Here is an 11548-nt window from a genome sequence, read left to right as displayed (position 1 = left end):
GAGGCCGCGCGTCGAAGGGGCTCCGCGTCAGAACGACCGATGGTCGCGCACCGACATCCGGGGTCCGCGCCGCTGCGGCCACGTGCCGTGGCGCTCACACATCCGCACCACCCGGTACCGGTGCCCGGTGTACGGCGCCAGCAGTTCGGCCATCCCCGCGTCGTCGACCTTCCGGCCGATCAGCGTCTGCCCCACCAGTCCCGGCGTGTGATAGTCGCCGAACGGGACGGCGTCGGCGTCGCCGAACGCGCGTGTCCGCACGTGCGCGGCGGTCCACGGCCCGACTCCGGGCAGCGCGGTGAGGACGTCGCCCGCGGTCTCGACGTCGACGCGGGCCGCGGCCCGGATGGTCCGCATGCGCACCGGTTCCAGCCCGCTCCGATGCCAGTCGGCCTCGGTGATCTCCCGCCAGACCGGCCGCGGCGGCGGCACCCGCATGTCCACCGGCCCCGGCGCCGGTTCACCGTAGCGGTACAGCGAATGCCGCCAACCGCGATAGGCCTCGTCCCCGACCACCTTCTGTTCCATCACCGCGGCGACGAGTGCTTCCCAGACCCGTCCGCTGCGGCCGATCCGCAGTCCCCGCGACCGTGCGACGAGCCGGCGGATCACCTCGGTGTCGACGGGCAGCGACGCCGGATCGTCGTGAGCTCCGAGCAGGTCTGGGAAGCCGTCGAGCAACCACTCGCGGCCGGGGCCCCACGCCCGCCCGACGATCTCGCCGCCCGCGGCGTCGACGGCCACCGTCAGCGTCCCCGCACCGTCTGGGGTGTGCACGGCCCGCCAGATCGACCCGTCCGGCGCCACCCGGTACGCCGGGTCGCGGGCCCCGCGTCGGTGGACGCCGAGGATCGCTTTCACGTCGAGCCGCTCGGGCGGCCGCCACCGGCGCACACCTGTCGTCGCGGCACTCCCGGAGCTCATCCAGCGACTATAGGCAGCAGCTTCCGGCGCTCGGAACCCCGTCGTGCGGACCTCGGCGGAGGGTCGACGGACGTGGACGCCGACTCTCCGCACCTGCCGGGCGGTGCGATCCCGGAGAAGCGGGCTTCGACACGGCCCGCTCACTTCGTTCACGGCCCGGCTCAGCCGCCGGCAGCAGGGCCCGGCGCAGAAGACCGATGCCACGCCACGCTCTCCCCGAAACGATGAGTCGACGATGAGTCCACCCGGATGTCGGCCTCGAAGACAGCTCCGCCCCAGGTCACAGACCTGGGGCGGAGGAGGGTGTCACATGTTGATCATGTGGCCGATCGCGCCGTGGAAGGTCTCCTGCAGCGCTTCGCTCATCGTCGGATGCGTGTGGACGTTGCGCGCCAGCTCCTTGGCGGTGAGGTCCCACTTCTGCGCGAGAGTCAACTCCGGCAGCATCTCCGAGACGTTGTCGCCCACCAGGTGGCCGCCGAGCAGCTCGTCGGTGGCGGCGTTCGTGATCAGCTTGGCGAAACCGGCGGCGGCGTTCAGTCCCTGCGCCTTGCCGTTGGCCGAGAACGGGAACTTGGTGACCTTGACGTCGTAGCCCGCGTCCTTGGCCTGCGCCTCGGTGAGACCGAACGACGCGACCTGCGGCTGGCAGAAGGTGGCGCGCGGCATCATGCGGTAGTCGCCCAGCGTCATGGTCTCGGCACCGGAGATGGTCTCGGCGGCGACGACGCCCTGCGCCTCGGCCACGTGAGCCAGCTGCAGCTTGGCGGTGACGTCGCCGATGGCGTAGATCCCCGGCACGTTGGTGCGCATGTGGTCGTCGATGGCGATCGCACCGCGGTCGGTCAGCGCGACACCGGTGTTCTCCAGGCCGAAGCCCTCGGTGCGCGGCGCGAAGCCGACGGACATGAGGACCTTGCCGACGGTCAGCGAACCCTCGGCGCCCTTGGCGTCCTTGTAGGTGACGACGACCTGCGAGCCCTGGTCGTCGACCGTCTGCACGGCGGTGCCGGTGAGGATCTTGACGCCGAGCTTCTTGTACGCCTTGGCGATCTCCTTGGACGAGTCCTCGTCCTCGTTCGGGAGCACGCGCGGCAGGAACTCGATGATGGTGACGTCCACGCCGTAGTTCGCCAGGACGTAACCGAACTCCATGCCGATGGCGCCCGCACCGACGATGGCGATCGACTCGGGCAGCTCCCGGGTGAGGATCTGGGTCTCGTAGGTGACGACGTTGTCGCTCAACTCCACCCCGGGCAGCAGCCGCACGGTGGAACCGGTGTCGATGATGACGTTGTCGAAGGTGACGACGCGGTCGCCGACACGGATGGTCTCGGCGTCCTCGAACACCCCGTAGCCGTCGATCTCGGTGATGCCGTTCTTCTTCATCAGGTAGTGAACGCCCTTGACGATGCCGTCGGACACCTTGCGGCTCCGGTCGAAGGCGGCGCCGAAGTCGAAGCTCACCTCGCCCGAGATGCCGAAGACCTTGGCTTCGTGCTGGAAGACGTGCGCGAGTTCGGCGTTCCGCAGCAGCGCCTTGGACGGGATGCATCCGACGTTGAGGCAGACACCTCCCCACCACTTCTCCTCGATGACGGCGGTCTTCTGTCCGAGTTGGGCTGACCGGATCGCGGCCACGTACCCGCCCGGGCCGGCGCCCAGGACAACGGTGTCAAAGTGTTCAGTCACGTCGTTCACACTACTTCGACGCGGGGCTGTGTGCAGGCCCCTCCGAGTGCTCGCCCGTGGCATCTGCCACTGCCGGCGTCCTGGGACTCGGCGAGCCCGCCGTCCCGCTCCCCGAGCCCCGTGCGGCGGAGGAGAGCACTCCTCCTCGGTCTCACGCAGACTCCACGGGCTCCCACGATGCGAGCGGCACGTCGGTCGCGTCGTCCCAGGCTCCCAGGAGCGCGGCGCCGTCGCCCGCTGCGGCGGTGTCGATCCGGATCGGCATCGACAACGTGCCCGACGCGGTGACGACCGACGCCACCGGACCCTCGGCCTCGACGCTCTCGATGCGGAGGTCGGCGGGGGCCGTCCCGGAACCGGTGCCGCGGGCGCCGACCAGCATGGCGAGCGTCGTCGTCTCCCCGTCTCTCTCGAACTCCACATCGACCGACGAGCCGCCCTCGACGATCGCCGTCACGAACGCCCGGACCGCGACGGGGTCGCCCAGCCCGAAATGGATCCACCGCGTACCGAGCGCCGAGTGCTCCATCGTCGCCAGGAAGTGGTCTTCGGCGCCGGGCAGCGCCGCCGACCGGTAGGTCATCGGCACCTGGAAGACGGCGTCACCGGTCTCCACCAGCACCGACTCGACACCGACCGCACCGGCCGGATCGTCGAACCGGTAGCCGAATCGCCGCCGGGTCACGACGGTCTCCGGGTCGAGGTCGAACCAGGACCGCCGCGACAGCCACTCCCGGACGATCTCGATCTTCGCCGGTGACAGCTGCGCCTGCGGATACACGATGCCCATCACCCGAACCTACGGCACGCCTCGTCGTCCCCCGCATCGCCTCCGCCGCGGACCGATAGCCTGGTGATCGTGGACAACGACCCCTATCTCTGGCTGGAAGACGTCACCGGAACCGACGCCCTCGACTGGGTGCGAGCGCACAACGAACCGACGGTCGCCGAACTGACCGGGTCGGACCGGTTCGCCGCACTGCGCGACGGCGCCCTGGAGGTGCTCGACACCGACGAGAAGATCCCCTACGTCCGACGACGCGGCGAGCACCTCTACAACTTCTGGCGCGACGCGCAGAACCCCAAGGGCCTGTGGCGGCGCACCACGCTGGAGAGCTACCGGACCGACGAGCCCCGGTGGGACGTCCTGATCGACGTCGACGAGCTCGCCCGCACCGACGGCGAGAACTGGGTGTGGAAGCGCGTCTCGCTGCTCCACCCCGACTACGACCGCGCCCTGGTCTCCCTCTCCCGCGGCGGCGCGGACGCCACCGTCGTGCGGGAGTTCGACCTGACGACCCGGCGGTGGGTGGCCGCCGACGACGGCGGGTTCACCCTGCCCGAGGCCAAGAACTCCGTCTCGTGGATCGACCGGGACACCGTCTACGTGGGCGCCGACTTCGCCGAGACCCCCGACGGCCTGCCCGCCATGACCAGTTCCGGTTACCCGCGCACGGCACGACGATGGGTCCGCGGCACCCCGGTCGAGGAGGCGCCGACCGTCTTCGCCGGCGAGGTGTCCGACGTCGCGGCGGGTGCGTCGTACAGTCACACGCCCGGCTTCGAACGGCACTTCGTCTCCCGGTCGACCGACTTCTACAACTCGCTGAGCTACGAGCTGGTCGACGACGAGCCGGTCCTGATCGACGTCCCGACCGACGCGCACTTCGCCGTCCGCGAGAACCATCTGACGGTGCTGCCGAGGCGGGACTGGACGGTCGACGGGGTGACGCACGCACCGGGGTCGCTGCTGGTGTTCGACTACCCGTCGTATCTGGCCGGCGACCGCACCCACCGGGTCCTGTTCGCCCCCGACGCCCACACCAGCCTGGAGTCGTACTCGTTCACCCGGTCGCGGCTGATCCTGGTGACCCTGCACGACGTCGCCACCCGGATCCGGGTCCTCACCGTCGGCGACTGGACCGAGGCCCCGATCGACGGGCTCCCCGAACTCGCCACCATCGACGTCCTGGACACCGACCCCGACGAGAGCGACGAGATCTGGCTGTCGGCGAGCTCGTTCACGCAGGCCCCGAGCCTGCTGTACGGCGAGGCGACCACCGGGGTGAGCGTGCTCAGGCGGGCCCCGGAGTTCTTCGACTCGTCGGAGGTCACCGCCGACCAGTTCTTCGCCGTCTCCGACGACGGCACCCGCATCCCGTACTTCGTGATCAAGCGGAACGACGTCGACGGCCCCGCCCCCACCCTCCTGTACGGGTACGGCGGTTTCGAGAACTCCCTGACGCCCGGCTACTCGGGGGTGTCCGGCCGCAGCTGGGTCGACCGCGGCGGCGTCTACGTGATCGCGAACATCCGCGGCGGCGGCGAGTACGGGCCCACCTGGCACACGCAGGCCCGCAAGGCCGGCCGGCACCTGGTGTACGAGGACTTCGCCGCCGTGGCGCGCGACCTCGTCGCCCGCGGGATCACCACCACCGCACAGCTCGCCGCGCAGGGCGGCTCCAACGGCGGCCTGCTGATGGGCGTGATGCTCACCAGCTATCCGGACCTGTTCGGGGCGCTGGTCTGCCAGGTGCCGCTGATCGACATGAAGCGCTACCACCTGCTGCTGGCGGGCGCGTCGTGGATGGCCGAGTACGGCGACCCCGACGATCCGGAGGAGTGGGCGTTCATCCGGGAGTACTCGCCGTACCAGCGGGTGGCCCCGGCGAGCGACGTCGACTATCCGGCGCTGCTGGTCACCACCTCGACGCGTGACGACCGCGTCCATCCCGGTCACGCGCGCAAACTCGTCGCCCGACTGGAGGAGCTCGGGCATCCGGTGAGCTACTACGAGAACATCGAGGGCGGGCACGGCGGCGCCGCCGACAACGCCCAGGCGGCGTTCCAGTCGGCGCTGGCCTACGAGTTCCTCTGGCGTACGGTCGGCGCCGCGCGGCCGTGAACGGTTCCGGGACGACGATGCCCGACGCCCTGGACCGGCTCAGCTCCGTGAACGCCTACTTCACGCTGCGGCACGGGCCGGCCGAGGGCGCCGCGGGGCGTCCCGCCGCCGACCTCCGCGATCCCGCGGTGGCCGGCGAACTGTTCGACCGTGCCGAGCGGATCCTCGGGACGACGGAGCGTCGCGTCGCCGTGTCGTGGGTGTTCTTCGAATACATCGCCCGGTTGTGGGCGGTCTCGTTGGGCACCGCGATGCTCACCGGACGCAGTGTCGACCTGGATCCGGAGCGCCTGCGGATCAGCCGGGACGGCAACAGCACCGTGCTGCACACGGCCGAGCCGGTCGCCGGCGGCTCCCCGATCGAGGAGGTGGCCGAGCGGCATGTGGAGCCGCTGGTCGCGGCGTGGCGCGCGCACGTCGCCCCCGGCCTGCTGTGGGGCAACGCCGCGGCGTCGGTGACGAGCGCGGGAAGTCAGCTCGGCGCGGACGCCGACGCCGTGGTGCGCCAGACGTTGCACCATCCCCGGCTGCGTTCGGCGCTCGACGTCGACGCGCTCGAACGCCGGGAGCGCGGCGAGACGATCCCGACGATCCGGCGGCGCAGCTGCTGCCTGTACTACCGCACCTCGATCGGCGGGTACTGCGGCGACTGCTCGATGACACGCTGACGCCCGGACCGAGACCCCGTCGCTCCCGGAGTCGAACCGGCGGCGTCCGCCCTCCGCTCCCTGAGCCGAACCTGCGGGGTGCCGCCCGCCTTCCGCTCCCTGAGTCGAACCGGCGGGTGCCGCCCGCCTTCCGCTCCCTGAGCCGGGGAGGAGCGGAGCGACGAGCCGCGTCGAAGGGTCCCGTGCAGCGATCGCTTCAGACCCTTCGACGCGCAGGCTCGCTACGCTCGCGTGCGGCTCTGGGATCGGGGTGACTCCTATCGGCGGCCTGTCACGAGCGCACCGACGATGCCGAGCACCGCCACCACCAGACCGGCGACCAGCACGACCCACGCGGTGCTCTCCAGGCCGCCGATCACGTCCTCGGTCACCACCTTCACCGTCTGCTGGGTGCCCAGTTCGCTCGCCGAGACCGCATTCGGATGCAGCACTCAGCATGTACTTCGCCAGCAGCAGGCTCGCGGCCCCGGCGAGGACGCCGCCGAGACCGAGCCACGCCACCACCGTCAGACGTCGTCTTGCGAACAGCAGGGCCGCCAGTCCGGCGATCACCGCGACGATCACCGACCCCCAGGCGAGCATCGTCAACTGCTCGCCGGTGGTGCGCATGGAACCCGCGGTGAGCCGGTTCTGATCCACCGCGACGGTGATCTCCTGATTCATCGCCACCGGCACCGGGCTCTTGGCGAGCACCCGGTTCACCATGGGGGTGATGTTCAGATTCATCTCGTGCGGACTGGTGTCCGGCGCGGGCTCGGTGAACAGCCACCGGTGCTGCTGCCGGGCGATCTCGGTGAAGTCGGCGACGAACTCCGGAGTCCGGGCGTACTGCTCGGCCACCGGCTGCACCACGCCGGTCGCCATCGGCGCCACCTGGGCCACCTCCTGGGTGACCTGCTCGGCGAAGAACTGCTGCACCTCCGGCTTCTGCGCGGCCCGCGAGGCGGCCTCGGCGAAGCCGTCGTTCGAGACGACGTTCAGCGAGCTCCACATCGCGGGCACCGCGAGGATCATCGCGGCGGCGGCGATCAGCACGGCGAGGGCACTGAGTAGCGAACGCACGGTGCCGGGGCCGCTCAGTCGCCGATGGCGTCGCGGCCGCGGGCGACGATCTTCGGATCGGGTTCACCGACGAGTGCGTGGTCCTTGCCGTCGTACTCGTGCAGGCTGAGCACGTGGCGCATGGCGTTGAGCCGCGCGCGCTTCTTGTCGTTGCTCTTCACCACGGTCCACGGCGCCCAGTCGGTGTCGGTGTGGGCGAACATGTTCTCCTTGGCATTGGAGTAGGAGTTCCAGCGGTCCAGCGACGCCAGGTCCATCGGCGAGAGCTTCCACTGCCGCACCGGGTCGATCTGCCGGATGGCGAACCGGGTGCGCTGCTCCAGCGGGCTCACCGAGAACCAGAACTTGACCAGGTTGATGCCGTCGTCGACCAGCATCTTCTCGAAGGCCGGGGCCTGATCGAGGAACTGCTCGTACTGGGCCGGAGTGCAGAAGCTCATCACCCGCTCGACACCGGCGCGGTTGTACCAGGAGCGGTCGAAGAAGACCATCTCGCCGGCGGCCGGCAGGTGCTGGACGTAACGCTGGAAGTACCACTCGGTGGACTCCCGCTCGGACGGCTTCTCCAGCGCCACGGTGCGTGCGCCGCGGGGGTTGAGGTGCTCGTTGAAACGCTTGATGGTGCCGCCCTTGCCCGCGGCGTCGCGGCCTTCGAAGACCAGCAGGTGGCGGACGCCGTTCTGCTTCGACCACTTCTGCAGTTTGAGCAGTTCCACCTGCAGCAGACGCTTCTCCGACTCGTAGTCGGCGCGCTTCATCCGCTCGTCGTAGGGGTAGTCCTCCCGCCAGGTGTCCACCACGTTGCGCTGCGGCAGGGTCAGGAGGATGGGGTCGTCGTCATCGTCGTCGACGACGACGAATCCGCTCGTGTCGGTCAGGTCGACGACGTTCTGGAGGGCTTTGCGACCGGAGACCTTGCTGAGGTCTTCGCCGATCTCGATGTTGTCGAGGGAGATGTAATCGTCCACGCCCTCACCCTATCGCCAGCGCGGCCGCGACGAGGGCGTAGACCCGGTGATGAAAGTCCCGTTTCGCCCTCGCCGCCGACGACTACGCCGCGGCGCGCTTCTCGGCCTCGGCGGTGAGGCCCTTCTTCGCGGTGTCCGCCGCCGCGTTCTGCCCCTTCTTCACCAGGAAACCGGGCAGTTTGATCTTCAGGTCGACGGTCAGTTCGAAGACGACGTGCGCCGAGTCCGCACCGGTCGACGTCACCGTGTAGGTGCCGCGCTGTTCGGACAGCTGCGAGCTCTCCAGCAGCGTCCACGAGCAGGTGTTCTCGGTCCAGGTGTAGGCGAGTTCCTGGGTGTCGTTGATGCCCAGCATCCCGACGGCGATCCGGACCCGGTCGGGGGTGCCGTCGTCGTGCGTGGTGAGTACTTCGGCCGAGCTGTGGGCGCTGGACCAGTCCGGCAGCGACGGGATGTCCCGCAGGACCTCCATCACCACGGACGCCGGGGCGTTGATGTCGAATTCGTTGGATACCGAGACAGCCATGCGGGTCAACCTACCCGACGGAGCCGACTTCTCCGGCCGAGCCGGGACACCCGTCCCCGGACACGCCGGAGGTCACCCGGCGAGGAACCGTTCGCGCAACCGCTCCTGGGCCTCGGCATCGATGCCGAGCCCCTCGGCGAAGTAGGCGGCGACGTCGCCGAAGTCCGACTCCAGTCGAGCGAAGGCCGCGTCCAGATACGCGCGGTCGACGCCCAGCAGCGGCGTGAGCAGTTCCGGGTCGCCGCCGGCCGCGGCGAACCCGTCGAACAGCGGGGCCAGCGCCGGGAGCAGGCGCGCATTGGTCGCCAGGTAGTCGTCGTACACGTCGTCGCGGTCGACGCCCAGCACGCTCAGGAAGGTCGCGGCCGCCCACCCGGTGCGGTCCTTGCCGGTGGTGCAGTGGAACAGGGCGGGCCCCTCGTCGTCGCCGAGCAGACCGAGGTAGAAGCGGCGGTACGACGCCCGAGCGCTCGCCATGGTGACGAGGTTCCGGTAGGTGCCCGCCATCATCTCGCGTGCCTGACCCTCCAGGTGCGCGGTGAGGCCGCGCACCACCTCCGGGTCCTCGAAGAGCTTGCCGAGGTTCCCGGGGATGGCCCGCTCCTCGTCGGCGAGGACGTCGAGCGGGACCGCGGTGACGCCGTCGAGCGCCGGATCGGGCACGGCGTCCCGTTCCGCCGCCGAGCGGAGGTCGTAGACGGTCCGCAGCCCGAGCGGCGCGAGGACGGCCTGCGCGTCGTCGTGCACCGAGCGGAGGTCGGTGCAGCGGAACAGCAGTCCGGTCCGCACGGTCCGGCCGTCGGAGCCGGTCCAGCCGCCGAGGTCGCGGAGGTTCGGCAGGGCGTCGATCGGACTGGGCGCGGGCAGCGGGGAGGCCTGGGTCATGACGGCCATTATGCGGGGTCGCCGCCGCGGCGCTCCGCCGCCGCGAACTGTGTCCGATACAGCTCGGCGTAGCGGCCGTCGGCGGCGAGGAGCGTCTCGTGGTCGCCGCGTTCGACGACGCGCCCGGCCTCCAGCACCACGATCTCGTCGGCTTCCCGCACCGTGGAGAGCCGATGGGCGATCACCAGTGAGGTCCGGCCGGTCAGGGCTTCGGCGAGCGCCTCGGACACCTGTGCCTCGGAGGTCGAGTCCAGGTGGGCGGTGGCCTCGTCGAGGATCACCACCGCGGGCCTGGCCAGCAGCAGGCGAGCGATGGTCAACCGCTGGCGTTCCCCGCCGGACAGCCGGTAGCCGCGCTCCCCCACCACCGTGTCCAGGCCGTTCGGCAGCGACCGGACCAGATCGTCGAGGCGGGCCCGGCGCAGCGCCGACCAGAGTTCGTCCTCGGTGCGGTCCGGTGCGGCGAACGCCAGATTGGCGCGGACGGTGTCGTGGAACAGGTGGCCGTCCTGGGTCACCAGCCCGACGGTCCGGTGCACCGACGCCGACGTCAGGTCGCGGACGTCGACGCCGTTGAGGGTCACGCTTCCGGCGTCGACGTCGTACAGTCGTGTCGCCAGCGAGGCCACCGTCGACTTCCCGGCGCCGGAGCTGCCGACCAGCGCCACCATCGTGCCCGGGGCCACGTCCAGGTCGACGTCGTGCAGGATCGGCTCGCCGCCGCGCCCGTCGAGCTGGGCCACCTCCTCCAGGGAGGCCAGCGAGACCTTGTCGGCGGCCGGGTAGGCGAACGAGACGTCGTCGAACCGGAGGCGGACGCCGTGCTCGACGTCGGGCACGGCCACGGCGTCGGGGGCGTCGTCGATCAGCGGCGGCAGGTCGAGCACCTCGAAGACGCGCTCGAAGCTGACCAGCGCGCTCATGATCTCCACCCGCGCGTTGGCGAGCGCGGTGAGCGGGGCGTACATCCGGGTGAGCAGCAGCGCCAGGGAGACGACGGCGCCGGCCGAGAGGTGCTGGTGGACGGCCAGCCAGCCGCCGAGGCCGTACACCAGGGCGAGCGCCAGCGCCGACACCAGCATCAGCGCGGTGAAGAAGTACTCCTGCAGCATGGCCTGCCGGACGCCGATGTCGCGCACCGCGCCGGCCCGCGCGGCGAACTCGCGCGACTCGGCGTCGGGCCGGCCGAACAGTTTCACCAGGGTGGCGCCGGGTGCGGAGAAACGCTCGGTCATCTGCGTCGACATCCGGGCGTCGTGCTCGGCGGCCTCCCGCGCCAGCCCCGCCATCGCGCGGCCCATGCGGCGCGCGGGCATCACGAAGACCGGCAGCAGGATCAACGCCAGCAGGGTGATCTGCCAGCTGATCGCGATCATCACGCCGAGGGTCAGCACCAGTGAGACCGAGTTGGAGACCACCCCGGAGAGGGTGTCGCTGAACGCGCGCTGCGCACCGATCACGTCGTTGTTCAGACGGCTGACCAGGGCACCGGTCCGGGTGCGGGTGAAGAACGCGACGGGCATCCGCTGCACGTGGTCGAACACCGCGCGCCGCAGGTCCAGGATCAGGCCCTCCCCGAGGTTCGCCGACAGCCAGCGGGTCGCGAGTCCGACACCGGCCTCGGCCACCGCGATCACGGCGATCGCGGTGGCCAGAGCGACGATGGTCGACGCGGCCTCGGCGGTGCCCGTGGAGATCAGGTCGACCACGCGGCCGGCCAGCAGCGGGGTCACCACGGTGAGGACGGCGGTGAGCACGGAGAACGCCAGGAACACCGTGAGACGACGACGATGCGGCCGCGCGAACTCTCCGATCCGCCGCAACGTCCGGCGACGGTCGGCCTTCGTGTGCCCCTCCGCCGACGTCATCGACTTGTACATGACGTCCCACGCCACCGATTCCATGCTCATCGCCGCAC

General features: G+C 70.5%; 12 protein-coding genes. 4 read left to right on the top strand and 8 right to left on the bottom strand.

Going from position 1 to position 11548, the window contains the following annotated elements; all coding sequences use genetic code 11:
* Nucleotides 1–27 precede the first annotated feature (27 nt).
* The 3 genes from QM809_RS06445 to QM809_RS06435 all read right to left on the bottom strand — a co-directional run bounded on the left by QM809_RS06445 (nt 28) and on the right by QM809_RS06435 (nt 3406).
* Nucleotides 28–924, bottom strand: coding sequence for a DNA-3-methyladenine glycosylase family protein (locus QM809_RS06445; RefSeq protein ID WP_415044978.1), 897 nt, complete (start codon nt 922–924; stop codon nt 28–30).
* A 306-nt stretch (nt 925–1230) separates the two neighbouring features.
* Nucleotides 1231–2616, bottom strand: coding sequence for a dihydrolipoyl dehydrogenase (gene lpdA, locus QM809_RS06440; protein ID WP_415044977.1), 1386 nt, complete (start codon nt 2614–2616; stop codon nt 1231–1233).
* Nucleotides 2617–2767: 151 nt separating this feature from the next.
* Entirely contained in the window at nt 2768–3406 is a 639-nt protein-coding gene (locus QM809_RS06435; RefSeq protein WP_415044976.1) for a maltokinase N-terminal cap-like domain-containing protein, read from the bottom strand.
* Between the two features lie 66 nt (nt 3407–3472).
* Between QM809_RS06435 and QM809_RS06430 the strand changes: the two genes are divergently transcribed.
* Nucleotides 3473–5521, top strand: a complete 2049-nt coding sequence (locus QM809_RS06430; RefSeq protein WP_415047024.1) for a prolyl oligopeptidase family serine peptidase — start codon at nt 3473–3475, stop codon at nt 5519–5521.
* Nucleotides 5522–5538: 17 nt separating this feature from the next.
* Complete coding sequence (locus QM809_RS06425) at nt 5539–6189, top strand: (2Fe-2S)-binding protein (RefSeq protein WP_415044975.1); 651 nt, start codon at nt 5539–5541, stop codon at nt 6187–6189.
* Nucleotides 6190–6446: 257 nt separating this feature from the next.
* Here QM809_RS06425 and QM809_RS06420 read toward each other — a convergent pair whose 3' ends face one another.
* Nucleotides 6447–6620, bottom strand: coding sequence for a hypothetical protein (locus QM809_RS06420; RefSeq protein ID WP_415044974.1), 174 nt, complete (start codon nt 6618–6620; stop codon nt 6447–6449).
* Between the two features lie 5 nt (nt 6621–6625).
* Between QM809_RS06420 and QM809_RS06415 the strand changes: the two genes are divergently transcribed.
* Nucleotides 6626–6823 (top strand): hypothetical protein, encoded by a 198-nt coding sequence (locus QM809_RS06415; protein WP_415044973.1) that lies wholly within the window; start codon nt 6626–6628, stop codon nt 6821–6823.
* 137 nt (nt 6824–6960) lie between these two features.
* Nucleotides 6961–7242, top strand: a complete 282-nt coding sequence (locus tag QM809_RS06410) for a hypothetical protein (protein ID WP_415044972.1) — start codon at nt 6961–6963, stop codon at nt 7240–7242.
* Nucleotides 7243–7265: 23 nt separating this feature from the next.
* On the opposite strand, the gene ppk2 is transcribed toward QM809_RS06410, so the two are convergent.
* The 4 genes from ppk2 to QM809_RS06390 form a co-directional block, all read right to left on the bottom strand.
* On the bottom strand, nt 7266–8219 hold the full coding sequence (gene ppk2 / locus QM809_RS06405; RefSeq protein ID WP_415044971.1) for a polyphosphate kinase 2: 954 nt from the start codon (nt 8217–8219) through the stop codon (nt 7266–7268).
* An 82-nt stretch (nt 8220–8301) separates the two neighbouring features.
* Nucleotides 8302–8745, bottom strand: a complete 444-nt coding sequence (locus tag QM809_RS06400) for an SRPBCC family protein (RefSeq protein ID WP_415044970.1) — start codon at nt 8743–8745, stop codon at nt 8302–8304.
* A 72-nt stretch (nt 8746–8817) separates the two neighbouring features.
* On the bottom strand, nt 8818–9630 hold the full coding sequence (locus QM809_RS06395; protein WP_415044969.1) for a tyrosine-protein phosphatase: 813 nt from the start codon (nt 9628–9630) through the stop codon (nt 8818–8820).
* Between the two features lie 8 nt (nt 9631–9638).
* Nucleotides 9639–11540 (bottom strand): ABC transporter ATP-binding protein, encoded by a 1902-nt coding sequence (locus QM809_RS06390; protein ID WP_415044968.1) that lies wholly within the window; start codon nt 11538–11540, stop codon nt 9639–9641.
* Between the last annotated feature and the right edge of the window lie 8 nt (nt 11541–11548).

The organism is Gordonia sp. (in: high G+C Gram-positive bacteria) (assembly GCF_047600385.1).
In the GTDB taxonomy this organism is placed as follows: domain Bacteria; phylum Actinomycetota; class Actinomycetes; order Mycobacteriales; family Mycobacteriaceae; genus Gordonia.
This window is presented reverse-complemented; position numbering and strand designations above follow the sequence as displayed.

Bases quoted from the DNA above. Each gene is read 5' to 3' on its own strand.
- QM809_RS06395 (WP_415044969.1), bottom strand. From the start codon at position 9,630: ATGACCCAGGCCTCCCCGCTGCCCGCGCCCAGTCCGATCGACGCCCTG.
- QM809_RS06425 (WP_415044975.1), top strand. From the start codon at position 5,539: ATGCCCGACGCCCTGGACCGGCTCAGCTCCGTGAACGCCTACTTCACG.
- QM809_RS06400 (WP_415044970.1), bottom strand. From the start codon at position 8,745: ATGGCTGTCTCGGTATCCAACGAATTCGACATCAACGCCCCGGCGTCC.
- QM809_RS06390 (WP_415044968.1), bottom strand. From the start codon at position 11,540: ATGAGCATGGAATCGGTGGCGTGGGACGTCATGTACAAGTCGATGACG.
- QM809_RS06415 (WP_415044973.1), top strand. From the start codon at position 6,626: ATGTACTTCGCCAGCAGCAGGCTCGCGGCCCCGGCGAGGACGCCGCCG.
- QM809_RS06435 (WP_415044976.1), bottom strand. From the start codon at position 3,406: ATGGGCATCGTGTATCCGCAGGCGCAGCTGTCACCGGCGAAGATCGAG.
- QM809_RS06445 (WP_415044978.1), bottom strand. From the start codon at position 924: ATGAGCTCCGGGAGTGCCGCGACGACAGGTGTGCGCCGGTGGCGGCCG.